Here is a 23,714-nt window from a genome sequence, read left to right as displayed (position 1 = left end):
ACTGTCAAAGAGTGTCGAGCGTGGAATCAGAAGTCAGTCGAGTTCAACTCAGTCATGATCCACGCGCGTTGCACGACGATCCGTTACTGGACGGTCTGCTCGCCCTTTGCATGCTGCACCAGAAGCCCGCCAGCGCGGCGATGCTGACCACCGGCCTGCCGCTGCCCAAACAACGTTTGAGTGTCGAGTTGCTGCCCCGCGCGGCGGCTCGCGCCGGCCTGCAAGGTCGGGTGCTGCAGCGCAAGCTGGAGGAGATTCCGCCGATTGCGATGCCGGCGCTGTTGCTGCTCAAGGATGGTCGCAGTGCCGTCCTGCTCGGCTGGCAGGGTGATAACGAAGCGCGGGTGCTGCTCAGCGAAAGCGATGGTGGCGAGTCCGTGGTCAGCCGTGAACTGCTGGCTGACGACTACACCGGCAAAGTCTTCTTCGCCCAGCCGCAGCACAAATTCGACGTCAACCACGGCACGCTGATTCCGCGTGCCCGCTCGTGGTTTCGCGACACCCTCAAGCGTTCGCGCTGGCTGTACGCCGACGCCATCGCCGCCAGTTTCCTGATCAACATCATCGCCATGGCCGCGCCGCTGTTCGTGATGAACGTCTACGACCGCGTAGTGCCCAACCAGGCCGAGGCGACCCTGTGGGTGTTGGCCCTGGGCATCACTGGCGCTTACATCTTCGACCTGATCCTCAAAAGCCTGCGCAGCCTGTGCCTGGATCTGGCCGGGAAGAAAACCGACCTGATCATCTCGGCCACGCTGTTCGAGCGCATCGTCGGCATGGCGATGAAATACCGCCCGGCGCGGGTCGGCAGCTTCGCCCAGAACATCCATGAGTTTCAGAGCCTGCGCGACTTCCTCGCCTCGCTGACCCTGACCAGCCTGATCGACCTGCCGTTCACCATCCTCATCTTTATTGTCATCGCCATTCTCGGCGGGCATCTGGTGTGGATCCCGGTGCTGGCGTTCCCGATTGCGCTGCTGATCGGCTACGCGTTGCAGAAGCCGCTGGTGGCCACCATGGAACGCACCATGGCCCTCGGTGCCGAGCGTCAGTCGAGCCTGATCGAAACCCTCGCCGGCCTCGACGCGGTCAAGGTCAACAACGCCGAAAGCGAACGCCAATATCAGTGGGAACAGACCATCGGCACCCTCAGCCGCCTCGAACTGCGGGTGAAAATGCTCTCCGGTCTGGCGATGAACATTACCCTGCTGATCCAGCAACTGGCCGGGGTGATCATGATCGTCTTCGGCGTGTACCAGATCATCGATGGTCACTTGAGCATGGGCGGCCTGATTGCCTGCTACATGCTCAGCGGTCGTGCACTGAGTCCGCTGGCGTCGCTGTCCGGTCTGCTGACCCGTTACCAGCAAGCCCGCGTGACCATGACCTCGGTCGACCAGATGATGGAGCTGCCGCAGGAGCGCAACTTCGAAGAGCGCCCGCTGAGCCGCAAGGTGCTGCAAGGCGCCATCGAATGCCGCCAGCTCAACTTCACTTATCCGGAACAACAGAATCCGGCGCTGAAGAACATCAACCTGGTGATCCGTCCCGGCGAGAAGATCGGCATCATCGGCCGCAGCGGTTCGGGCAAAAGCTCGCTGGCCAAGCTGCTGGTCGGCCTGTATCAGCCGGACGACGGCGCGTTGCTGGTCGACGGCGTGGATATCCGCCAGATCGACGTCAGCGAACTGCGCTACAACATCGGCTACGTGCCGCAGGACATCCAGCTGCTGGCCGGCACCCTGCGCGACAACCTCGTCTCCGGTGCGCGTTATGTAGAAGACGAGCTGGTCCTGCAAGCCGCCGAACTGGCCGGTGTCCATGAATTCGCCCGTCTGCACCCGCAAGGTTATGAGCTGCAAGTGGGTGAGCGCGGACAGAACCTCTCCGGCGGTCAACGGCAGAACGTTGCACTGGCCCGGGCGCTGCTGCTCAATCCGCCGATCCTGCTGATGGACGAGCCGACCAGCGCCATGGACAACACCGGTGAAGAACGCCTCAAGCAACGCCTCGCCGCCGTGATTGAAAACAAGACCGTGGTGCTGGTGACGCACCGGGCATCTCTGTTGTCGCTGGTGGATCGCCTGCTGGTGATCGACCGTGGACAAATTCTCGCCGATGGCCCGAAAGCCGCCGTGATGGAAGCGTTGAAGAAGGGGCAGATCAGTGTTGCTTAAGTCGGGTTTCAAGGATTCGATCCGTCGCTACTTCAAAGGCTCTGCATCCTTGCAGGGTCAGCCGCTGCCGGAGGTCAACAAAGCGCTGATCGAAGACGCCCCGCGCGTCGTGCGCTTGACGATCTGGGCGATCATCGGCTTCTTCGTGTTCCTGCTGCTCTGGGCCAACTTCGCCGTGATCGACGAAGTGACCAAGGGCGACGGCAAGGCGATTCCTTCGTCGAAGATCCAGAAAATCCAGAACCTCGAGGGCGGGATCGTCTCCGAACTGTTCGTCAAGGAAGGTCAGATCGTCGAGGCCAGCGCACCGTTGATTCGGCTGGATGACACGCGATTCGCTTCCAACGTCGGCGAAACCGAGGCCGATCGGCTGTCGATGTTGCTGCGCGTCGAGCGGCTGAGCGCCGAGGTCGATGACCGTCCGCTGGCGTTTCCCGAGGACGTGCTCAAAGCCGTGCCGGGTCAGGCGAAAAGCGAAGAATCCCTCTACATCAGCCGCCGCCAGCAACTGCACGACGAGATTGGCGGCTTGCAGGAGCAGTTGATCCAGCGTCAGCAAGAGCTGCGCGAGTTCACCTCCAAACAGGCGCAATACCGCCAGCAACTCGGCCTGCAACGCCAGGAAATCAACATGTCCGAGCCGTTGGTGGCGCAGGGCGCGGTGTCCCCGGTAGAGGTGCTGCGCCTCAAGCGTGCCGAAGTGGAAACCCGTGGTCAGCTCGACGCTACTACGCTGGCGATTCCCCGCGCCGAATCGGCGATCAAGGAAGTGCAGCGCAAGATCGACGAAACCCGTGGCAAATTCCGCAGTGAAGCGCTGACACAACTCAATGAAGCCCGCACCGACCTGAACAAGGCCCAGGCCACCGGCAAGGCACTGGAAGACCGTGTCAGCCGTACGTTGGTCACCTCGCCAGTGCGCGGCATCGTCAACAAGTTGCTGGTCAACACCATCGGCGGCGTGATCCAGCCGGGTAGCGACATGGTGGAAATCGTCCCGCTGGATGACACCTTGCTCGTCGAAGCGAAGATTCGTCCGCAAGACATCGCGTTCCTGCATCCGGGGCAGGAAGCCATCGTCAAATTCACTGCCTATGACTACACCATTTACGGCGGGCTGAAGGCCCAACTGGAGCAGATCGGCGCCGACACCATCACCGATGAAGACAAGAAAACCACCTACTACATGATCAAGGTGCGCACCGAGCGCAGCCATTTGGGCACCGATGAGAAGCCATTGCTGATCATCCCGGGGATGGTCGCGTCGGTGGATATCATCACTGGCAAGAAGTCGGTGTTGAGTTATCTGCTCAAGCCGATTATCCGGGCCCGGGCCGAGGCACTGCACGAACGCTAAATCTTCAGTGGCCTTACTGGCCTCATCGCTGGCAAGCCAGCTCCCACAGGGTTTTCGGTTGGAACACGATTGTGTGCTCGACATCGGAAACTGTGGGAGCTGGCTTGCCAGCGATGGCATCAGTGAAATCGCCACATTACGCCCAGAAGTGACAAAAACCGTCACTCACCATCCAGTCCATTCCTCACCAACCGCCATATCGTTATTCATTAACGGTATTTAATTTCCAATTCTTATAGCTATAAAGTTACTCCCCTGCGTACCTGCCGACCAATCGGCGCGCCGCACGACCTGAACCAACACGCAATCCGCGTGAGTGTCTGATCGACGAGCGCGCCCGTGAGCGTGCCGTGCGTGGGAGATTGAAAGATGTCCGCAGCTACTGCCACCCCAAGCGCCGCGACCGCCGCGCCGCAAACCTTTGAAATTCGTCCGTTCAGCGGTGCCGTCGGTGCCGAAATCGTCGGCCTGGACCTGACCCGTCCGGTCAACGACCAGGACTTCGCCCGCATTCACCGCGCGCACCTGGATCATCACGTCGTGGTGTTCCGTGACCAACGCATCACCCCGCAACAGCAGATCGATTTCAGCCGCCGCTTCGGCGTGTTGCAGATCCACGTGCTCAAGCAGTTCCTGCTGGCCAACCACCCGGAAATTCTCATCGTTTCCAACATCGTCGAGAACGGCCAGAACATTGGCCTCGGCGATGCCGGCAAGTTCTGGCACTCCGACCTCTCCTATAAAGAGCTGCCAAGCCTCGGCTCGATGCTCCACGCGCAGGAGCTGCCCTCGGAGGGTGGCGACACCTTGTTCGCCGACATGCACAAAGCTTGGGACAACCTGCCTGAAGCGCTGCGCAAAGCCGTTGAAGGGCGCTCGGCCGCGCATTCCTACACCGCGCGTTACAGCGAAACCAAATTCGAAGGCAACTGGCGCCCGACCCTGACCCCGGAGCAACTTGCCCAGGTCGCCGAAGTGGTGCACCCGATCGTCCGTACCCACCCGGAAAACGGCCGCAAGGCTTTGTTCGTCAGTGAAGGCTTCACCACGCGCATCGTCGGTCTGCCAGAGGACGAGAGCAAACAGCTGCTCGCCGAGCTCTACGCCCATAGCGTGCTGCCGCAAAACATCTACCGCCATCGGTGGCAGCCCCACGACATGGTGTTCTGGGACAACCGTTCGCTGATCCACCTCGCCGCCGGCTGCCCCGCGCACCTGCGCCGCAAGCTGTATCGCACCACCATCCAGGGCGACGCGCCTTTCTGATTTTGCCGGAGATTCGATCATGTCCAAACGTCTTCCATTTGCACCGCTGGCCGCCGCCATTGGCCTCGGTTTCAGTCTGATCGCCGGCAGCCTGGTGGCGCCGACCGTGGCCCACGCCGAAGGTGAAATCCGTATCGCCGAACAGTTCGGCATTGTCTATTTATTGCTCAACGTGGTGCGTGATCAGGGCCTGATCGAGAAGTACGGCAAGCAGGAAGGCCTCGACATCAAGGTCGACTGGACGCAGCTCTCGGGCGGCGCGGCGGTCAACGACGCGCTGCTCTCCGGCTCGATTGACATTGCCGGCGCCGGTGTCGGCCCGTTGCTGACTATCTGGGATCGCACCCATGGCAAGCAGAACGTCAAAGCCGTGGCCTCGCTGGGCAACTTCCCTTACTACCTGGTGAGTAACAATCCCAAGGTCAAAACCATCGCCGATTTCACCGAGAAGGATCGCATTGCTGTGCCGGCGGTGGGGGTGTCGGTGCAGTCGCGCTTCCTGCAATACGCGGCGGCCAAGCAATGGGGCGACAAGGAATTCAATCGCCTCGACAAGTACACCATCGCCGTTCCGCACCCGGACGCGACGGCGGCGCTAATCGCCGGCGGTACCGAGCTGACCGGGCATTTCTCCAATCCGCCGTTCCAGGATCAGGCGCTGCAGAACCCGAATGTGCATGTGGTGCTCAACTCCTACGACATCCTCGGCCCGAACTCGCCAACCGTGCTGTTCGCCACCGAGAAATTCCGCAACGACAACCCGAAAACCTACAAGGCGTTCGTCGAGGCCCTGACCGAAGCGGCGCAATTTGCGCAGAACGATAAAGGCGCGGCGGCGGACACTTACATCCGCGTGACCAAAGCCAAAATCGACCGTGCCGAGCTGCTGAAAATCATCGACAACCCGCAGTTCGAATTCAGCGTCACGCCGAAAAATACCTATCCGCTGGCCGAGTTCCTCTACCGCGTCGGCGCGATCAAGAACAAACCTGAATCGTGGAAGGATTACTTCTTCCAGGACGCCAAACCGCTGCAAGGGAGCTGACCGACATGAACGCCCCTTTGCCAGGCCACGCGGCCAGCAACCCGGTCGCCAGCACGCAAGCGTTGCTGGCGGTCGATCAAGTCAGTCTCGAATACCGCACGCCGCAACGGGTGGTGCGGGCGACTCACCAGGTCAGTTTCGAAGTCGATCAGCAGGATCGCTTTGTGCTCCTCGGCCCGTCCGGTTGCGGTAAATCCACCTTGCTCAAAGCCGTCGCCGGGTTCATCCAGCCCTGCGACGGTGAGATCCGTCTGCAGGGCCAGCGCGTCGACGCGCCGGGGCCGGACCGGATCGTGGTGTTCCAGGAGTTCGATCAACTGCCACCGTGGAAAACCGTCAAACAGAACGTGATGTTTCCGCTGTTGGCCTCAAAAACCCTGAAGAAAAAAGAGGCCGAAGAACGCGCGCTGCACTACCTGGAAAAAGTCGGTCTGGCGGCGTTTGCCGATGCTTATCCGCATACCTTGTCCGGCGGCATGAAGGCGCGGGTGGCGATTGCCCGGGCGTTGGCGATGCAGCCGAAAATCCTCCTGATGGACGAGCCGTTCGCCGCACTGGATGCGCTGACCCGCCGTAAGATGCAGGAAGAGTTGCTGCTGCTCTGGGAAGAAGTGCGCTTCACACTGTTGTTCGTCACGCACTCGATTGAGGAGGCGCTGGTGATCGGCAATCGCATCCTGCTGTTGTCGCCGCACCCGGGGCGGGTGAGGGCCGAAGTGCACAGCCATCAATACAACTTGCAAAGCCTTGGCGGTGTGGCGTTTCAGGAATCGGCGCGGCGCATTCATCGGCTGTTGTTCGACGAAGGCCTGTCGCCGGAAACCGAACTGGACCACGACTTCAACGACATTCGCATCGCTTATTGAGCGGCCTGGAGGATAGCCCGATGAGCCATTCATCATCTGTACGTGAAGAATTCGAAACCGTGCTCGAACCGCTGACCAGCGTGCCGGTCGAGCGCGAATTACCGCTGAGCCAGCGGCTGTGGCAACAGGGCTGGCTGCGCAAAAGCCTGATTCTGATTTTGCTCGCGGTCATTTGGGAAATCGTCGCCCGGGTGCAGAACAACGATTTGCTGCTGCCAAGCTTTGTGCAGACCAGCCATGCGCTGTACGACGGTCTGCTCAGCGGCGAGTTGCTGGGCAAGGTGTGGATATCCTTGGTGGTGCTGCTCAAGGGCTATCTGATCGGTATCGTGCTGGCGTTTGCCCTGACCACACTGGCGGTGTCGACTCAGTTTGGACGGGATCTGCTGAGCACGCTGACCTCGATGTTCAATCCGCTGCCGGCGATTGCCTTGCTGCCGCTGGCTCTGCTGTGGTTTGGTTTGGGGCAGAACAGTCTGATTTTCGTGCTGGTGCATTCGGTGCTGTGGGCGCTGGCGCTGAACACCTACGCCGGGTTTCTCGGCGTGTCGGAAACCCTGCGCATGGCCGGGCGCAACTACGGGCTGAGGGGCATGCGTTTTGTGCTGTTCATCCTGATTCCGGCAGCGCTGCCGTCGATTCTCGCCGGGCTGAAAATCGGCTGGGCGTTTGCCTGGCGTACGTTGATCGCGGCTGAGTTGGTGTTCGGTGCAACCAGCGGCAAGGGCGGACTCGGTTGGTACATCTTTCAGAACCGCAATGAGCTGTACACCGACAAGGTGTTTGCCGGGCTGGCCGTGGTGATCCTGATCGGCTTGCTGGTGGAGAATCTGGTGTTCGACACGCTGGAGCGGGTGACAGTGAAGCGCTGGGGCATGCAGCGCTGATTGGTTAAAGCTTCTTTTATGTTGGTATTTCAATGTTTAAGTTTTGTGGCAGGGGGCCGTTAAAGGTGCATTGAAATCCACATTTAAAAGGAATTTCTTCTTTGGCCAGAGAAGGGTTTGAATCGAATATGAATGCAGGTAAACCCAATGTTGTAGGGTGGGTTTTGTCACTGTCGTTTTTTCTTTTTGTTACAAGCCTCGTCATATCCTCAAATGACCTGCTGACACCGGGTTGGGTTTTGGCCGTAACGTGCGCTTCGATGATCGCTGCCATATTTGGCGTCGTAATTCTGATCGAACAAAAGATTCTGAGACACTTCGGTAATTACGCAGTCTCCGCTTTCTTCTGGACGATACTCATTGGTGCAGCCACCTACTTTGCCAGAATGAAGGCGATAAGTGATATCAACAGTATTTTTCCCTTTGATGCATCAGCCCTTCCTATGACGTTAGTGGCCGGTACTGTTATTCAACTGATGATTTTTCTGTTTTGGCCCCTGGTTGCAGGGGCGGTTGTCGCCGCGATCTATCTTTTCGTCAAAGTACGAGACAGTGAGTTTTGGTCCGAGACACATCAAAATCCATTGGCAGTGATTTTTTCTGCCGCTCTGATTTGTTTCATGACAGGTATGAGCGCGTTTTACGTGGACCATTTTTTCTCGGAGACCAAACGTCTACAGATCCTGTACAGAGTCGCCCATGCGGCTGATTTCAGTTCGAATTTCAATTGCGCTGGAGTTGATTCAAAGCAGTATCACGTTTTGTTTGTGGGGCCGGAGCAGCGTCGTATCTCAATTGCAGAGATTATTCCGGAAACTTTCCTCTATTTCGGACCTCGTGTTGCTGACATCGTGCAAGAAGTGACGCTTCCCAGTAAGGAAAGTCTTGAGCTACAGGACTGTTTGCCAAGGATAGCGGAGACCCCTGATCCTCTCGCAGAGCGCATCAACGAATTGCATTTTGAAATGAAGCCGATCAACAACTAAGGGCTCAGCCCTCTGCTAGCATTGCGTCCGGATCAATCCAGATCCGCTACGAGTGCTCAGCATGCAACTCCCGGATATGAATCTTCTGGTTGCCCTCGACGCCCTTCTCGACGAGGGCAGTGTGGTTGGCGCTGCACGGCGGATGAACCTCAGCCCGGCGGCTATGAGCCGTACGCTGACGCGAATCCGCGAAGCCATTGGCGATCCGATTCTGGTGCGTGCCGGCCGGGGGCTGGTGCCAACGCCCAAGGCCCTGGAGCTGCGTGAACAGGTGCGCGATGTGGTCGAGCAGGCGGCGCTGCTGTTTCGCTCGGCGGACGACGTCGATCTGAGCACTTTGCGCCGCCGTTTCAGCATCCGCGCCAACGACTTTTTTATCGGCGTGTATGGCGGCAAGCTGTTCGACACCCTCGACCAGCAGGCCCCGCACTGCGAATTGCGCTTCGTCCCGGAGGGCGACGGTGACGACGAAGCGCTACGCGAAGGGCGTATCGATCTGAGTGTCAGCAACACCCGCCCAGTCACTCCAGAAGTCAAAGTGCAGAACCTGTTTTCCACGCATTTCGTCGGTCTGGTGCGTGAAGATCATCCGCTGCTCGAAGGCGAAATCACCGCCGAGCGCTATGCCGGGTTTTCCCATATCAGCATGTCGCGGCGGGGTATTGCCCGCGGCCCGATTGATACCGCGCTGAATGCGTTGGGGCTGGAGCGGCGGGTGGCGGTGATCGCGCCGAGTTTTCACGCGGCGATGTTTGCCTTGCCCGACTCCGACCTGATTTTGCCGGTACCCAAGGAAGCGCTACTCAGCGTGCGACGGTTGGGATTGAAGCTGCGCTCGTTCAACCTGCCGATCCCGTTGCCGACCATGATGCTGACCCAGGCCTGGCACCCGCGCTTCGACAAGGACCCGGCGCACCGTTGGCTGCGCGAAACCCTCAAGACTTGTTGCGATGAGACCTGGCTGGCTGCCCAGCCCTGATCCCGAAAATCACACAAACCCCCCTGTAGGAGTGAGCCTGCTCGCGATGGCGGTGTGTCATTCAATACATGCGTCGACTGACACAGAGCTATCGCGAGCAGGCTCACTCCTACAGGGGTTAATTATTGCGTCTGACGCACTTATAAGCTGCCAATAAGTCAATTTTCGTCAGTTGAAAGCCCGACTAAGATGCTCCGGTATTTTCCCCCGGAGTAGTTATTTCATGACATCCCTGACGGTCACGGCGCCCATCGCCGCGGCCAGCCCGGCCACGGCGGTCACGCCACCGGCGTTCGGGGCGCGGATCATCATCGGCCTGGTTGGCGTGCTGCTGGCGGTGCTGGTGTCGGGCCTCAACGAGATGGTGACCAAGGTCGCCCTGGCCGATATTCGCGGCGCGCTGAACATCGGCTACGACGAAGGCACCTGGCTGGTCGCCAGTTACACCGCCACCTCAGTGGCGGCCATGGCGTTTGCGCCGTGGTGTTCGGTGACCTTTTCGCTGCGCCGTTTCACCCTCTGCGCGATCAGTCTGTTCACGCTGCTCGGCGTGCTCTGTCCATTCGCCCCGAACTACGAAAGCCTGCTGCTGATGCGCACTCTGCAAGGCCTGGCCGGTGGTGCGTTGCCGCCGATGCTGATGACCGTCGCCCTGCGCTTTCTGCCGCCCAACTTCAAACTTTATGGCCTGGCCGGTTACGCGCTCACCGCAACCTTTGGTCCGGGGCTCGGCACGCCGCTGGCCGGGTTGTGGACCGAATATGTCGGTTGGCAATGGACGTTCTGGCAAATCATCGTGCCGTGCCTGATCGCCATGGTCATGATCGCTTACGGCATCCCGCAGGATCCGCTGCGCCTTGAGCGCCTCAAAGCGTTCAACTGGAAAGGCCTGCTGCTGGGGTTTCCGGCGATCTGCATGCTGGTGATCGGCCTGTTGCAAGGCAATCGGCTGGACTGGTTCGAGTCGAACCTGATCTGCGCGCTGCTCGGTTCGGGATCGCTGCTGCTGGTGGCGTTTCTGATCAACGAGTGGTCGCAGCCGATTCCGTTTTTCAAGTTGCAGATGCTCGGTATCCGCAACCTGTCGTTCGCGCTGATGACTCTGGCCGGTGTGTTGGTGGTGTTGCAGGCGGTGGTGTTGATTCCGTCGAGCTATCTGGCGCAAGTACAGGGTTATCGCCCGGTGCAGACCGCGCCGATCATGCTGATTGCGGCGCTGCCGCAGTTGATCGCGCTGCCGCTGGTGGCGGCGCTGTGCAACCTGCGTTGGGTCGATTGTCGCTGGGTGCTGGGGATCGGTTTGAGCATGCTGACGCTGTCCTGCCTCGGTGGGTCGCTGCTGACCTCGGAGTGGATTCGCGACAATTTCTACGTTCTGCAATGGCTGCAGATCTTCGGCCAGCCGATGTCGGTGCTACCGCTGTTGATGCTCTCGACCGGCAGCATCCAGCCAATGGATGGACCGTTTGCCTCCGCATGGTTCAACAGCGTGAAAGGCCTCGCGGCGGTGGTGGCCACCGGGGTGATCGAGGCGCTGACCACGGCCCGTCTGCATTTTCACTCGACCATGTTGGTCGACAGCCTCGGCAACTCGCCACTGGCCGATCACAGCGATCCGGGCCTTGCCCATCGCCTGCATGAACAGGCCGTGGTGCTGACTTCTTCCGATCTTTATCTGTGCATGGCTGGCGTCGCAGTGGCGCTGATCCTGCTGATTTTCTGGCTGCCGACGCGGATTTTTCCGCCGCGCGCGCCGACCTGATTGCGGTACTGAACAATGAAGGTTTTTATGACGACTCAAGCAAAGCAAAAACTCGCGGTCGCCGTGGCGGCTGCACTGGCGGTAGGCGTGCTGCTGTATCTGGCAGTGCCGGGCCTGTTTGGCAAACGTACTCAGCAAAACACCAATGATGCGTTCGTTTCCGCTGATTTCACTTTGGTGGTGCCGCGCGTGGCCGGATTCATCAAGGAAGTGCTGGTGGAGGATAACCAGCAAGTGAAGGCCGGGCAGTTGCTGGCGCTGATCGATGATCGAGATCTACGTGCCGCCGCTGAAGCCGCCGATGCACAAACGCTGGTCGCGAGGGCACAACTGCAAAATGCCAAGGCGACGCTGGAGCGCCAGACCTCGGTGATCGCGCAGGCGCAGGCTTCGGTGGTGTCGGCCAAGGCCGAAATGGCCTTCGCCCAACAGGAGCTGAACCGCTACAACCATCTCGCCGGCGTGGGTGCCGGTACCGTGCAGAACGCGCAACAGGCGCGCACGCGTATCGATCAGGCCACGGCACGTCTCGACACGGCCACGGCGAAACTGGCGGCCGAGCGCAAGCAGGTCGACATTCTCACTGCCCAGCGTGATGCCGCTGAAGGCACGTTGAAACACGCCCAGGCGGCGCTGGAAATCGCCAGTTTCGAACTCTCTTACACGCGCATCACTGCGCCGCAGGACGGTATGGTGGGCGAGCGTGCGGTGCGGGTCGGCGCGTATGTGACGCCGGGCAGCAAGTTGCTGGCGGTGGTGCCATTGAAGCAGGCCTACGTGGTCGGCAATTTTCAGGAAACCCAACTGACGGACGTGCAGCCAGGGCAGCAAGTGCAAGTGCGCGTCGACAGCCTCGGCGGCGAGGCCCTGAACGGTCGCGTCGAAAGTATTGCTCCGGCGACTGGAGTGACCTTTGCGGCGGTGAAGCCGGATAACGCCACCGGCAACTTCACCAAGGTGGTGCAGCGGATTCCGGTGAAGATTGTGCTGACGCCGGGTCAGCCGCTGGCCGAGCGTTTGCGGGTGGGGATGTCGGTGGAGGCGAGTATCGATACCCGCAGTTCGGCGACGTCGGTGCGTGAGGTGACTCAGCGATGAACAGTGTTGAATCGACTGACGCCATCGCTGGCAAGCCAGCTCCCACAAGGTCCACCGTTGGGACGAAACAATTCGGTCAACCTGCACAATCCCTGTGGGAGCTGGCTTGCCAGCGATTAGGCCATTTGCAGCCACTCACCTTGAGTGCCTTGCTCATGGCAAGCCTCACCGCCTGTACCGTCGGCCCCGACTTCCAGAAACCCGAAGCCACACAAATAGCCGACTGGGCCAAACCGAGCAAATCCGCCCCAAGCCAGGCCGTCAGCGAACCCCTGAATGAACGCTGGTGGGAAGTCTTCAACGACCCGCAACTTTCGGCCCTGACCCAACGCGCCGTGCGCAGCAACCTCGACCTGCAACTGGCCAGCAGCCGCTTGCAACAAAGTCGCGCTGCACGCCAGGTGATCAGCGCCGACCGCTACCCGAGCATCGCCGCCACTGGCAGCTACGCCCGCGAACGCAACAGCGGCAAAGGCCTGAACGACCCCTCCGGGCACAACGGCGATTCCGCGTTCAACCTGTGGGACGCCGGTTTCTCTGCGTCCTGGGAGCTGGATTTCTGGGGTCGTGTGCGCCGCGAAACCGAAGCCGCCGACGCCAACCTCGAAGTCGCCGAAAACGACCGTCGCGGTGTGCTGCTGGCAGTGCTTGCCGACACCGCGCAAAACTACATTCAGTTGCGTGGCGTGCAGAACACCCGCGCCGTCACCGAGCAAAACCTCGACGTGGCGCGGCACAGCCTGAAACTCTCGCAATTGCGTCTGAACGACGGCGTGGCGACCGATCTCGACGTCGCCGAAGCCGCCGCGCAAGTCGCCGCCATCGAGTCGCGATTGCCTGCGCTGGAACAACGGCAAGCACAGCTGATCAACGCGATCAGCCTGTTGATGGGCGAGCCACCGCAGGCCTTGGCCAAACAGTTATCCACAGACGCCGCAGTGCCGCAGTCGCCGCTGCAAGTTGCTATCGGCCTGCCGTCGCAACTGGCGGAACGGCGTCCGGACATCCGCCAGGCTGAGGCGCGCCTGCACGCGGCGACCGCCAACATTGGCGTGGCCAAGGGTGATTTCTATCCGCGCATCACCTTGTCCGGCAACCTCAGTTCGCAAGCCATGCAACTCAGCGATTTCGGCTCCTGGGGCTCGCGTGCCTTCGGCATCGGCCCGCAATTCAGCTTGCCGTTGTTCGACGGCGGCCGCCTGCGCGGCATGCTGCAACTGCGCGAAGCCCAGCAACAGGAAGCCGCCATCGGCTACCAGCAAACCGTGCTGCGCGCCTGGCATGAAATCGACGATCAACTGACCGCCTACAACGCCAGCCAGCGCCGCGCAGGCAGCCTCGCGGAAGCCGTACGCCAGAACCAGATCGCCCTGCGCACCGCGCAACAGCAATACGTCGAAGGCGTGGTCGACTTCGTCAACGTCCTCACCGTGCAAGGCGCGTTGCTGGCGACGCAGGAACAGTGGGTGGAGAGTTCGACCGGGGTTTCGCTGGCGATGGTTGGCTTGTACCGGGCGTTGGGTGGGGGTTGGGAGTCTGTTTATCCAATCGATAAAATGGTTACCAATAATCCGGTTTGATCACTGGTTTTTTGTGCGTAGCCACACGGTTTGGAAATTGATGAAGTCGCAGTTCTTCATTGGAAATAACGCGTCTCAACCAGTGCGAGTTATCTTTCAAAGAACCTGGAGGAGGGCGAACAGAACCCGTCCGATAAGGAAGGATCACTCCAATGATCAGGGCGGGAAAATCTGTTCGAAGCGCCTTCAGTGCAGGGGTCATATCGGTATCACTGGAAACCAGAATGATCTGATCAATACTCTCGGCACATTCGAGCATTGTTTGTCGGCTCGCGGTGCGATACATGCTGATTGCTATATGAACATCGGTTTCTTTTTCTTCCAGCTTCCAGATATCGACTTTGTCCTGACGTGACGCATGGGTGTTTTTATCTACAAACCTTGGCGCTTTGGCTGGCTCTAATTGATGTCTTCCGAAATGCACGGCGACCTTGCTGGCACGCAAAGCCCTCACGTATGCATCCTGAGCCTCTTTGGAAACGCGGCCACGGGTTGCCAACTGGGGTTTGATTGGAGAAGTGAAATAGTCAATCGATACGATTGAGCTTTGAGGGTTTTCGATGAAGGCTATGTGCGTCAGCAGGCTGTGCAGGTTCAGCCATTTATAGGGTGTACCAGCGAGCAAGCCGTAAAACAGGTTGTAGCCATCAACGAAAAATGCGGTTCGCACAAAAAATCCTCAGAAACGAAAAAACCGGCCTAGGCCGGTTTTTTCATCCCCAACTGCCAGCGAACTGAATCGCTACGTACGGGGTTGAGTAAGGCAATCCTAGATTGAGCGCGTCATGCAGGTCAACCACCAAAAAATTGCAGGCTCACTCCGCTGGTTTATCTCCAGCACCGGCTCGCCAGTTTTGGTTGCTAATACCAACCGGGGTCAAGCCATTTAAGGGCTTCTGTATTAGAGGTTGTTGCAGAGAAAGGTACATTTGGCCTGCGTTTATTCTCGTAGGTAGCTTGTCTATCACCATTTTCGTAATGAGCAATTGGTAGTGTCCTCAACTCATGTAGGAAGTCGGAGGTTTGCCTACCTTTTTTAAACAACTATGGAGCAGCCCTCTCTTTTGAAACATTACATTTCCATGGAGTACTGGCCTTTCGCTTGACGCTAACCCCCGCTGTCGTAGACTCCGCACATCCGTCAGGGAGTAGCGGTTATGTCGCGTTGTCGTGGTTGGGTTATCGGATTGACCTTCTTAACGTGCACGGTTCAGGCGCAAACGCCCGGGCCAGACGATCCGCTGCTGGATAGCGCAGCGACTGGCGCAGTTGCCGCGAGCAGTGAGGCCCGGGGTGTGTTGCGCGCTCGCGATCAGGCGACGCTGGCCAGTGAGTTGTCGGGGCGGATTGTCGAGTTGCCGTTCAGCGAGGGCGAGTCGTTCAAGAAGGGTGACACCCTGGCGCGATTCGATTGCTCGGCCTATCAGGCCCAGCTCAATGCCGCGCAGGCCGCCAATCGTGGTGCCGGTGAAGAGCTGACGCACAACAAGCAACTGGCCGCGCTCAATTCTGTTGGCCGCTTCGAAGTCGCGCGGGCCGAGGCCAAGGTCAGCGAGACCCAGGCGCAATCTCAGGTTTATCAGGTGCAGGTCAAACGCTGCAGCGTGATCGCGCCGTTCGATGGGCAAGTGGTGGAGCGCAAGGTTCAGCGCTACGAAAGCGTACCGGCCGGCGCGCCGCTGCTCGATGTCGTCGATAACCGCACCCTGGAAATTCATCTGCTGGTGCCGTCGCGCTGGATGGCTCGGCTCAAGCCCGGCCAGACCTTCAGCTTCGTCCCTGATGAAACCGGCCAGCCGATCGATGCCACGGTTAAACGCCTGGGCGCGCGAATCGATGAGGGCAGTCAGACACTGTTGCTAGTCGCAACACTTCCCGAAGCCAAAGGCTTGCTGGCCGGCATGAGCGGCACGGCGCGTTTCCCGGAGCTTAAGTGAACGCGCCGGTGAGCGGCACCGCCGAGCAGGTGTTCGCGCGGTTTCTCGACCTCGAACGCCAGACCCGCGCCGCCCGTGATGCTTCGCAACTGGCCTACAGCCTGGTCAATGACGGCCAGTCGCTGTTCGGTTTTCGCCATGCGGCGCTGTTGATCGCCGGCAAGGTGCAAGCGGTGACAGGCGTCAGTGCAGTAGAGCCGAATGCGCCGTTCGTGGCGTTTGTCGAGCAAGCCGTGGCACAGCTGTTCAAGCAGGACGTGTTGAAACAGGCACGGGTGATTACGCCAGAAATGGTCAGCGACTCGATCCAGGCCGATTGGCGCAGCCTGTCTGCCGCGCAGGTGTTCTGGCTGCCGTTGATTGATCGCGACGGTCAGGTCTTCGGCGGTTTATGGCTGGCCCGCGATGTGCCGTGGAATCCCTCCGAACAAGTGCTGTTATCGCAATTGGGCGATACCTACAGCCATGCCTGGCTGGCGCTGCAACCACGCAAACCGTGGCGACTGCGCTGGACACGCAAACGGCAGGTGGCGCTGGTCGCCGTCGTATTGCTCGGACTGCTGATCCCGGTGCGCCAATCGGTGCTGGCGCCGGCCGAAGTGGTGCCGCTGGGCGGGCGCGTGGTGGCAGCGCCGCTGGACGGGGTGATCGCCGAATTTCTGGTCAAACCCAATCAGACGGTGAAAACCGGCGACGTCTTGCTGCGGTTTGAAAACACCACGCTCAGGGCCCAGGCCGATGTCGCTGAACGCGCATTGGGCGTGGCCGAGGCGGAACTGAAATCCAATTCCCAGCGCTCGTTTGCCGATGCCGAATCCAGCTCGCGGGTCGATTTGCTCGCCGCCCGCGCCGAGCAGAAACGCGCCGAACGCGACTACGCCCGCGAGTTGCTCAAGCGCAGTGAAGTGCGTGCCGAACGCGACGGCATCGCAGTGTTTGCCGATGCCGAGCGCTTGACCGGCAAACCGGTGCAGACCGGCGAGCGGTTGATGGAAATCGCCGATCCGAACCAGGCTGAACTGCGCATCGAACTGGCGGTGGGCGATGTGATCGCGCTGGACCCTGGCGCCGAAGTCTCGCTGTTTCTCGACAGTGATCCGCTGAAGCGCCACCTCGCCACGCTGGAGCGCTCGGCCTACGAGGCGCAACCGACCGCCGGCGGGCAACTTGCGTACCGCTTGGACGCCAATTTCGCCGATGCCCCACCGCGCATCGGCCTGCGCGGTACCGCGAAAATCTTCGGCGATCGCGCACCGTTGGCGTTGTACCTGCTGCGTCGGCCACTGGCCGGCCTGCGCCAGAGCGTGGGCCTGTAAATGCATCTGCCGAGCCTGCGTGCCGACCTGCAATTGTCGCCCGCAGCGCCGGCATTGGACGGCTCGCCGCGCTGGACGCTGGCCGATCCGGTGCGCGGTCGCTATTTCAAACTCGGTGCGGCAGCGATGCGCCTGTTGCGTCACTGGTCGCTGGGCGATGCCGAACAAGTCTTGCGCGCTGCCAATCGCGAACCGGGTCTGCCGCTTGCGGACGGCGAGCTTGAGCAGTTGCTGGAGTTTCTGCGCGGTCACGAATTGATCAGCGCCATGGATGATCAGCAACGCGCCAGTTATCGGCTCAAGGCCTTGGCGCAGAAACAGAGCCTGTGGCAAATCCTGCTGCATCAATATCTGTTTTTCCGCATTCCACTATGGCGCCCGGACGCGTTTCTCAATCGCGCCTGGCCGTGGCTGGAACGCTTCGGTCCGCGCCTGCTGCGCTACGGTTTGCCGGCAACGTTGGCGCTGGGGGTGTTTCTGGTCTCGCGGGACTGGCAACGGTTTGTTGGCACCTTCCCGCACCTGTTCAGCCTCGGCGGCGCCCTGGCGTTCGGGGTGGCGCTGTTTTTCGCCAAGCTGTGTCACGAGTTTGGTCATGCGTTTATGGCCAAACGCGCCGGTTGCCGGGTGCAGAGTATGGGCGTGGCGTTCATGGTGCTGCTGCCGATGTTCTACACCGATGTCAGTGATGCCTGGCGGGTCAATGATCGTCGCGCCCGGTTGCTGATCGGGGCGGGCGGCGTGCTGGCCGAGCTGCTGCTGGCGTGTGTCGCCTTGCTGGTGTGGTCGCTGATGCCCGATGGCCCGGGGCGTACGGCTGCGTTCATGCTCGCCAGCGCAACATGGATCACCACGCTGGTGGTCAATCTCAATCCGTTCATGCGCTTTGACGGTTATTTTCTGATCAGTGATTTCTGGGAAGTCGACAACCTTCAGGGCCGCGCGTTTGCCTTGTGTCGCTGGCGCTTGCGCGAGTTTTTGTTCGGCTATGGCGCACCCGCGCCGGAGCCTTGGTCGCCGAAGATGCAACGGCGTTTGCTGATCTGGGGGTATGGCTCGTGGTTGTGGCGTGCGGCGTTGTTTTTCGGGATCGCGCTGGCGGTCTATCACCTGTTCTTCAAGGTGTTGGGGATTTTCCTGATGCTGGTGGAACTGGTGTGGTTCATCTTTTTGCCGATCATGCGTGAGTGGCGCCAGTGGTGGACCCGCCGCGAGCAGGCGCATGGTCCGCGGGTGTTGCTCAGCAGTCTGGCGGTACTCGCGCTGTTGCTGGTGCTGATCGTGCCGTGGCGCAGCTCGGTGGAATTGCCGACGATGCTTGAGGCCGGGCGCGCCAGCGCCTTGCATGCGCCGACCGCGGCGCGGGTCAAAGCGGTGAAGGTGCAGGACGGTGCAACAGTCGCGCAGGGCGATGTACTGATCGAACTTGAATCGCCGGACCTTGAGTCGCGACTGGCAATTGTCCGCCGCGAGATCCAGATCCAGCAGTTGCTGATGCGGCGTCAGGCCGGTCGCAGTGAAACCGCCGCCGATGCCGGCATCGTCGAGCAACGGCTGGCCGAAGCCGTCGCCGAGTATCGAGGCCTGACGGCCCAGCGCGAGCGCTTGCTGCTACGCGCACCGCATGCCGGCAGCGTGCGGGATCTACTGCCGAACCTGACGGTTGGCCGCTGGCTGTCGACCAAGGACGCATTGGCCCGGGTCGTCGAGGATGGCGCACGCCTGCGCGGCTATCTGGCCGAGGCCGAGTTGTGGCGGGTCAAGCCCGGCGCCAGTGGCCGCTTCATCGCTGATGACCCGATGCACCCGGCGCTCGCCGTGCAACTGAATGAAATCGACACCAACGGCGTGGCTTACGTCGATCAGGAGGCATTGACCTCCGATCACCACGGGCCGATTGCCGTGCGCCGCGATCAACAGCAACGCGCGGAACCCGTGCAGGCGCAATACGGCGTGCGATTGAGTGCGCTCGATACAGCAGCGACACCGCTGCAACCGTTGCGCGGTGTGGTGGTTTTGCAGGGCAGCGGCGAGTCATTGTTGGGCGTCGCGTGGCGGCGGATGGCGGCGCTGGGGGTCAGGGAAAGCGGTTTCTAACGGAGAGTGGCGATGACGGATAACGCAGCAGTGGCAGCTGAGGGATTGGTGGTGCGGCCTTCGCGGGCAACCGACGGGCCATTTCTGCACAGCCTGTATCAGACGGCGCGGCCGGATCTGCAATGGATCGACGGCGAGCAGGAGCGGGTGCAACAAGTGGTCGCCCAGCAGTTTCAGGTGCAGGAGCAGGGTATGGGCGACAACTACCCGAATGCCATGCACTACGTGGTGGAAAAACTCGGCACGGCCATCGGCGCGCTGAGTACCGATTTCGGCGCCAACGAGATTCGCGTGCTGTATCTGGCCTTTAACCCGCAGGCGCGCGGCCAGGGTTTTGGCCGCGCCGTGCTGCAAGGGGTGCAGAAAGCCGCGCAACAGCTTCGCTGCCCGGTGGCGACGGTGGTCTGGACCAACAATCCCCACGCGCGCCGACATTATCTGGCGTTGGGTTTTGCCGTTGAAGAAAGCAATCCCGCCGCCGAACGTCTGGTCTGGTATCCCCAGTAACCCGTACGCAAACGAGTCAGTTAAAGGTGACGTGAAAGTAAGCCAGCGCCGGGTCCCGGCCCATCGGTGGCACCCGTGAGACGAAGATACCTTCGACCCGCCCCAGTTCCGGTAGCTCCAGGGCACACAAGCCGTCGACAAATTCAGTCGGTTCCAGACTGTTCAATTGGACGCAGAACGGCATGCGCTCGCTGTAGCGCATTTTCGCCAGCGGGTTTTCTTCGAGTTCCCCGATGTGGATTTGCAGCGCACTGCCATCGGGCAATTGCAGGGTGCCGACACGGCCCAGCAGCGCCTCGAAATGTTCGCTTTTAACCGTTTGCAGCATGGTCTCGCTCCAGCCAGTTGGGAGGCCGGGGGAGAAGGCTCCCCCGGCGATCGGTCAGTTGCGCGAAGGAAAAATGCCCTGCAGGGCGATGCTGAAGTTGAGCACCAGATACGGGTTCATGATCGCCATCGGCAAGCCATTGCCGGTGGGGCTGATCGTGCCGCTGATGGTAGTCGATGCGCCTTTGAGGGGAATGGCGGAGGCGCCTTGCGCGTCGGAGTAGATATTGGCCAGCCCCGGACCGGTGCCCGAAGCGCCCATGTAAGAATTGGTCGCCGTCGGCGTGCCCACCGGGTTGCTCGCCGGGTTGGCCAGTTGCACGGTGGTGTTGGCGGTGAGGCCCGCCAGTGTGTGGGTGTGGTTCGGCAGATTGTTGAGGGTCGCGGTGACTTGTTCGGCGCCGGAGATTTCACCCATCACCCGCGGCGTCAGGCCCGGGCCGTTGCCCTGGCAGATCGGCATTCGGCTTTGCAGGTTGGGGAGTCCGAAGGTCTGGACACCATTACCGCCATAGGTGGTGCCCAGCAGTGCAAACAACGCCTGGTATTGCGAAAGGTTCATCAACTGCCCGTTGCACTGCGCCCATCCACTGGGCGCGTAGTTGAAGGCAAACGTCAGAACAGTGCCCATGTAAACGTCCATAAGATCCTCATCCTTTTGATTGGTGGTCGGCGGGCCAATCGTGGATTCGGGCAGTGCCGATGCCTTCACCTGCCATGGCCAGGTCTCGCCACGCCAGAGCGTAGACGCGGATTGGCAAGGTTGCCGGATGTCGTGAAAGCGCAAACCGGCATCGACGGTGGTCCCGTGGCTGACCTACAGTGACGGGCAGGTTTCGACTCATGGGTGCGTGGTCTTGCGGCGCGGCGAAGAGGCAACGATGGCGGTAAACAGAGTCACGCCGGTAGGCGACACACAGGACCCGCACGCGACACCGGGGTCGGGGTTTGGCAGCTTGCCTTTGATCCGCTGGGGCAGGGAACTCTGGTTGCTGCCGATCCTGCTGCTGGCGGCGGCAGTGCGTTTTTACGACCTGACGGCGGCGGCGATCTGGGGCGACGAGGGCTCCAGCCTGCTGCTGGCGCGTTACTCGCTGGCCGGGATCTGGCAGCACGCGGCGTTCGATGTGCATCCGCCGCTGTATTTCATGTTGCTGCATGGTTGGATCGAACTGTTCGGCGACGGCATTTTTGCGCTGCGCTGTCTCAGCGCGTTGGCCGGTATTGCAGCGGTCGGCCTCGGCGTGTGGCTGGTGGATCGACTGGCCACGCGCCGCGCGGCAATCATCGCCGGCGTGCTGCTGGCGTTGTTGCCGACGGCGGTGCGCTACAGCCAGGAAGTGCGCATGTATTCGCTGCTCGGGTTGCTGTTGATCGCGGCTACGCTGGCGCTGGTCTACTGGATCCGCCGCCCGCAACGCCACCGCTATCTGGTGTTTTATGCGCTGTTGATGAGCGCCGCGTTCTACACCCACTACTTCGCCGTGCTGGCAGCGCTGTGCCACTGGGTTTATCTGGGGCTGATCCGTGTGCAGCACGGCTATCGGTTCCGGCATATCCAGCGTGCCAGTTGGTGGCTGGCGAATCTGGCGATCGTCGCGTTGTACCTGCCGTGGCTGCCCAATCTGCTCGATCTGATGCAGCACATGGAGCAACTGAAAGTCGGTGGTGATGTCGGCTGGGAAGACCCGGTCACGCTGTCGTCACTGCCGTCGATGGTCTGGTCATGGCTGATTCAGGACGACGGCGAGCAGCTGCCGTTGCCGGTTTTTCTGGCGCTGCCATTGGCGCTTCTGGTGCTGGCGGCGGTGGCGGTGGTGCGTGATCGCAGCGTGTCCCGTGGCAGTGTGCTGCTGGCGCTCTACACCGGACTGCCGCTGGTGCTGGTGTTTGCCGTGTCGTGGATCACGCCAGTGTTCATCGAGCGCTATCTGACCGCTTATGCGCTGGGCCTGCCGCTGCTGGCGGCGCTGGCCATTGACCGTTTGTACAGCCGCGTGCGGGTGCTCGCGCTGGCGGTGCTGGTGTCGTTGATCGCGGTGGAAATGGTGGGCGTGAACAACAACGCCACGGTCGACAGCAATGATCAGCTCGACCATGTGGTGAATTACGTCAATCAGCATTTCCAGCCCGGTGACCGCATTGTCACCAGTGACATGCTCTGGTACCTGAGTTACGTCTATTACGACCGCACCGGTGCTCAAGTGCGCCTCTACACGCCACCCACGGCGGACGGCCATTCGACGCGGCCGAACGAGTACGGATTTGGCACGCTGGTGACCGCCGACGTCTACCTCGACAGCCTTGCCGAGTTGCCCGGCAAGGACCGGGTCTGGCTGGTCGGAACCTTCGGTGATCCGGGCGAGTTCCCGTCGCTGCCCAAGGCTTGGCAAGCCAGTGGCGAGGTGCACGCGGGCGGGGTTCAAGCGCGACTGTTCGTGACGAAATCGGCGGCTGAATAAGCCTGGGGCGAAGTAAATCGTTTCACCTTTTTATTCGCGATTAAAAACTGGCTGCTTAGTCATTATTGCTCTGAATTGATATCAAAACACTACTAGTCGAAGGGTTTTTGTTGAACTACGCTTTGTCGGACAAAAGGACTTTCGATTACGGTGAAGGGATTGCAGCAGTTCCACTTTATCTCCGGCTTGCCGCGCTCAGGCTCGACCCTGCTTTCTGCGATTCTTTTGCAGAACCCGCGCTTTCACGCCGGCATGACCAGCCCGGTCGGCTCCCTCTTCTCCAGCGTCCTCGAACAATGCAGCGCCGGCAGCGAATTCGGCGCGGTCATCGACACTCAGATGCGCCGCCGTTTACTGCGCGGACTGTTTGAGTCCTTCTACGCCGACAAGGCTGACAAACCGGTGGTGTTCGACACCAACCGGCAATGGAGCTCGCGGCTGCCGGCGCTGAATGACCTGTTTCCCAAGGCCAAAGTGATCGCTTGCGTGCGCAACGTCGCCTGGGTGATGGACAGTCTCGAGCGGTTGTACCGCGCCAATCCCTATGAAAACACCAAGCTGTTCGGCGATGCCGTCGAGCGCAACACCGTCTACAGCCGCTGTGAAACCCTGGCCCAGCGCAATCGTCTGGTCGGTTTCGCCTGGGCGGCGCTCAAGGAAGCCTATTACGGCGAGCAGGCCGATTCGCTGTTGATCATCGACTATGACTTGCTGACCCAGGCCCCGGAACGGGTGTTGCGGCTGGTCTACGAGTTCATCGGCGAGCCATGGTTCGAACACGATTTCGAGCACCTGGCCTATGACGCCCCGGAATTCGATCAGGCCCTCGGCGTGGCTGGCCTGCACAAGGTCAAACCCAAGGTGGCCCTGCAGTCGCGGCGCACCATCCTGCCACCGGATCTGTTCAAGCAATACGCCGATTTGTCCTTCTGGCTCGATGGCTCAGCCAGCGCCGCCAATGTCATTCGTATGAAGTCCGACGCCGCGATCAGTTGATCGCGGCGTTTTTCATTGATGCATCAACAACTGTGTTCGAGTCCGGGTGAGCAACATGTGGTGGAGCAA

Annotated in this window: 20 protein-coding genes; 17 read left to right on the top strand and 3 right to left on the bottom strand. The window is 60.6% G+C overall.

The window, feature by feature from the left end:
- Nucleotides 1-20: 20 nt before the first annotated feature.
- From ACIONG_RS11735 to ACIONG_RS11685, 11 genes are all read left to right on the top strand, one after another.
- Nucleotides 21-2,177 (top strand): type I secretion system permease/ATPase, encoded by a 2,157-nt coding sequence (locus ACIONG_RS11735; protein ID WP_103306856.1) that lies wholly within the window; start codon nucleotides 21-23, stop codon nucleotides 2,175-2,177.
- On the top strand, nucleotides 2,167-3,534 hold the full coding sequence (locus ACIONG_RS11730; RefSeq protein ID WP_401299435.1) for an HlyD family type I secretion periplasmic adaptor subunit: 1,368 nt from the start codon (nucleotides 2,167-2,169) through the stop codon (nucleotides 3,532-3,534). The genes ACIONG_RS11735 and ACIONG_RS11730 overlap by 11 nt, the downstream gene beginning before the upstream one ends.
- 369 nt (nucleotides 3,535-3,903) lie before the next feature.
- Nucleotides 3,904-4,800: a TauD/TfdA dioxygenase family protein gene (locus ACIONG_RS11725; protein ID WP_401299433.1), complete on the top strand. Its 897-nt coding sequence runs from the start codon at nucleotides 3,904-3,906 to the stop codon at nucleotides 4,798-4,800.
- 19 nt (nucleotides 4,801-4,819) lie between these two features.
- Nucleotides 4,820-5,845, top strand: coding sequence for an ABC transporter substrate-binding protein (locus ACIONG_RS11720; protein WP_098966545.1), 1,026 nt, complete (start codon nucleotides 4,820-4,822; stop codon nucleotides 5,843-5,845).
- Nucleotides 5,846-5,850: 5 nt separating this feature from the next.
- On the top strand, nucleotides 5,851-6,711 hold the full coding sequence (locus tag ACIONG_RS11715; protein WP_401299430.1) for an ABC transporter ATP-binding protein: 861 nt from the start codon (nucleotides 5,851-5,853) through the stop codon (nucleotides 6,709-6,711).
- Between the two features lie 20 nt (nucleotides 6,712-6,731).
- Nucleotides 6,732-7,598 carry an ABC transporter permease gene (locus ACIONG_RS11710; protein WP_401299427.1) on the top strand — a complete coding sequence of 289 codons (867 nt, stop codon included), beginning with the start codon at nucleotides 6,732-6,734 and terminating at the stop codon, nucleotides 7,596-7,598.
- Between the two features lie 128 nt (nucleotides 7,599-7,726).
- Nucleotides 7,727-8,584, top strand: a complete 858-nt coding sequence (locus tag ACIONG_RS11705; RefSeq protein ID WP_401299424.1) for a hypothetical protein — start codon at nucleotides 7,727-7,729, stop codon at nucleotides 8,582-8,584.
- Nucleotides 8,585-8,645: 61 nt separating this feature from the next.
- Complete coding sequence (locus tag ACIONG_RS11700; protein WP_401299421.1) at nucleotides 8,646-9,563, top strand: LysR family transcriptional regulator; 918 nt, start codon at nucleotides 8,646-8,648, stop codon at nucleotides 9,561-9,563.
- A gap of 223 nt (nucleotides 9,564-9,786) precedes the next feature.
- Complete coding sequence (locus ACIONG_RS11695; RefSeq protein ID WP_401299419.1) at nucleotides 9,787-11,325, top strand: MFS transporter; 1,539 nt, start codon at nucleotides 9,787-9,789, stop codon at nucleotides 11,323-11,325.
- Between the two features lie 27 nt (nucleotides 11,326-11,352).
- Nucleotides 11,353-12,423: an HlyD family secretion protein gene (locus ACIONG_RS11690; protein WP_401299416.1), complete on the top strand. Its 1,071-nt coding sequence runs from the start codon at nucleotides 11,353-11,355 to the stop codon at nucleotides 12,421-12,423.
- A complete protein-coding gene (locus tag ACIONG_RS11685) occupies nucleotides 12,420-14,003 on the top strand; it encodes an efflux transporter outer membrane subunit (protein WP_401299413.1) in 1,584 nt (527 codons plus the stop codon). Before ACIONG_RS11690 ends, ACIONG_RS11685 begins: the two co-directional genes overlap by 4 nt.
- Here the strand turns inward: ACIONG_RS11685 and ACIONG_RS11680 are convergent.
- Nucleotides 13,984-14,673, bottom strand: a complete 690-nt coding sequence (locus ACIONG_RS11680) for an NYN domain-containing protein (RefSeq protein ID WP_401299410.1) — start codon at nucleotides 14,671-14,673, stop codon at nucleotides 13,984-13,986. The two genes, ACIONG_RS11685 and ACIONG_RS11680, sit on opposite strands and share 20 nt — an antisense overlap.
- A 487-nt stretch (nucleotides 14,674-15,160) precedes the next feature.
- On the opposite strand from ACIONG_RS11680, the gene ACIONG_RS11675 reads away from it, so the two are divergent.
- From ACIONG_RS11675 to ACIONG_RS11660, 4 genes are read left to right on the top strand one after another with little or no spacing between them, the layout of a single operon-like run.
- Nucleotides 15,161-15,940 (top strand): efflux RND transporter periplasmic adaptor subunit, encoded by a 780-nt coding sequence (locus ACIONG_RS11675; protein ID WP_401299407.1) that lies wholly within the window; start codon nucleotides 15,161-15,163, stop codon nucleotides 15,938-15,940.
- Entirely contained in the window at nucleotides 15,937-17,256 is a 1,320-nt protein-coding gene (locus tag ACIONG_RS11670) for an efflux RND transporter periplasmic adaptor subunit (protein WP_401299404.1), read from the top strand. The genes ACIONG_RS11675 and ACIONG_RS11670 overlap by 4 nt, the downstream gene beginning before the upstream one ends.
- The gene (locus tag ACIONG_RS11665) at nucleotides 17,257-19,353 is read left to right on the top strand and encodes a biotin/lipoyl-binding protein (RefSeq protein ID WP_401299401.1); all 2,097 of its coding nucleotides are present in this window, start codon (nucleotides 17,257-17,259) and stop codon (nucleotides 19,351-19,353) included. It abuts the gene before it with no gap.
- 12 nt (nucleotides 19,354-19,365) lie between these two features.
- Nucleotides 19,366-19,860 (top strand): GNAT family N-acetyltransferase, encoded by a 495-nt coding sequence (locus ACIONG_RS11660; protein ID WP_401299398.1) that lies wholly within the window; start codon nucleotides 19,366-19,368, stop codon nucleotides 19,858-19,860.
- Between the two features lie 16 nt (nucleotides 19,861-19,876).
- Here the strand turns inward: ACIONG_RS11660 and ACIONG_RS11655 are convergent, their stop codons facing one another.
- The gene (locus ACIONG_RS11655; RefSeq protein ID WP_103307297.1) at nucleotides 19,877-20,188 is read right to left on the bottom strand and encodes a DUF6916 family protein; all 312 of its coding nucleotides are present in this window, start codon (nucleotides 20,186-20,188) and stop codon (nucleotides 19,877-19,879) included.
- A gap of 54 nt (nucleotides 20,189-20,242) precedes the next feature.
- Nucleotides 20,243-20,830 carry a phage tail protein gene (locus tag ACIONG_RS11650; RefSeq protein ID WP_103307298.1) on the bottom strand — a complete coding sequence of 196 codons (588 nt, stop codon included), beginning with the start codon at nucleotides 20,828-20,830 and terminating at the stop codon, nucleotides 20,243-20,245.
- A 238-nt stretch (nucleotides 20,831-21,068) separates the two neighbouring features.
- Between ACIONG_RS11650 and ACIONG_RS11645 the strand changes: the two genes are divergently transcribed.
- Both ACIONG_RS11645 and ACIONG_RS11640 read left to right on the top strand, forming a co-directional pair.
- The gene (locus tag ACIONG_RS11645) at nucleotides 21,069-22,649 is read left to right on the top strand and encodes a glycosyltransferase family 39 protein (protein ID WP_401299393.1); all 1,581 of its coding nucleotides are present in this window, start codon (nucleotides 21,069-21,071) and stop codon (nucleotides 22,647-22,649) included.
- Nucleotides 22,650-22,799: 150 nt separating this feature from the next.
- Nucleotides 22,800-23,645, top strand: a complete 846-nt coding sequence (locus ACIONG_RS11640; protein ID WP_213027176.1) for a sulfotransferase — start codon at nucleotides 22,800-22,802, stop codon at nucleotides 23,643-23,645.
- Nucleotides 23,646-23,714 lie beyond the last annotated feature (69 nt).

The organism is Pseudomonas sp. NPDC087817 (assembly GCF_044742875.1).
Lineage (GTDB): Bacteria > Pseudomonadota > Gammaproteobacteria > Pseudomonadales > Pseudomonadaceae > Aquipseudomonas.
This window is presented reverse-complemented; position numbering and strand designations above follow the sequence as displayed.

Excerpts from the sequence above, each read along its gene's own strand:
- ACIONG_RS11645 (WP_401299393.1), top strand. The coding sequence starts at position 21,069 with ATGGCGGTAAACAGAGTCACGCCGGTAGGCGACACACAGGACCCGCAC.
- ACIONG_RS11685 (WP_401299413.1), top strand. The coding sequence starts at position 12,420 with ATGAACAGTGTTGAATCGACTGACGCCATCGCTGGCAAGCCAGCTCCC.
- ACIONG_RS11705 (WP_401299424.1), top strand. The coding sequence starts at position 7,727 with ATGAATGCAGGTAAACCCAATGTTGTAGGGTGGGTTTTGTCACTGTCG.
- ACIONG_RS11660 (WP_401299398.1), top strand. The coding sequence starts at position 19,366 with ATGACGGATAACGCAGCAGTGGCAGCTGAGGGATTGGTGGTGCGGCCT.
- ACIONG_RS11665 (WP_401299401.1), top strand. The coding sequence starts at position 17,257 with ATGCATCTGCCGAGCCTGCGTGCCGACCTGCAATTGTCGCCCGCAGCG.
- ACIONG_RS11710 (WP_401299427.1), top strand. The coding sequence starts at position 6,732 with ATGAGCCATTCATCATCTGTACGTGAAGAATTCGAAACCGTGCTCGAA.
- ACIONG_RS11720 (WP_098966545.1), top strand. The coding sequence starts at position 4,820 with ATGTCCAAACGTCTTCCATTTGCACCGCTGGCCGCCGCCATTGGCCTC.
- ACIONG_RS11650 (WP_103307298.1), bottom strand. The coding sequence starts at position 20,830 with ATGGACGTTTACATGGGCACTGTTCTGACGTTTGCCTTCAACTACGCG.
- ACIONG_RS11725 (WP_401299433.1), top strand. The coding sequence starts at position 3,904 with ATGTCCGCAGCTACTGCCACCCCAAGCGCCGCGACCGCCGCGCCGCAA.
- ACIONG_RS11655 (WP_103307297.1), bottom strand. The coding sequence starts at position 20,188 with ATGCTGCAAACGGTTAAAAGCGAACATTTCGAGGCGCTGCTGGGCCGT.
- ACIONG_RS11695 (WP_401299419.1), top strand. The coding sequence starts at position 9,787 with ATGACATCCCTGACGGTCACGGCGCCCATCGCCGCGGCCAGCCCGGCC.
- ACIONG_RS11715 (WP_401299430.1), top strand. The coding sequence starts at position 5,851 with ATGAACGCCCCTTTGCCAGGCCACGCGGCCAGCAACCCGGTCGCCAGC.
- ACIONG_RS11690 (WP_401299416.1), top strand. The coding sequence starts at position 11,353 with ATGACGACTCAAGCAAAGCAAAAACTCGCGGTCGCCGTGGCGGCTGCA.
- ACIONG_RS11700 (WP_401299421.1), top strand. The coding sequence starts at position 8,646 with ATGCAACTCCCGGATATGAATCTTCTGGTTGCCCTCGACGCCCTTCTC.
- ACIONG_RS11675 (WP_401299407.1), top strand. The coding sequence starts at position 15,161 with ATGTCGCGTTGTCGTGGTTGGGTTATCGGATTGACCTTCTTAACGTGC.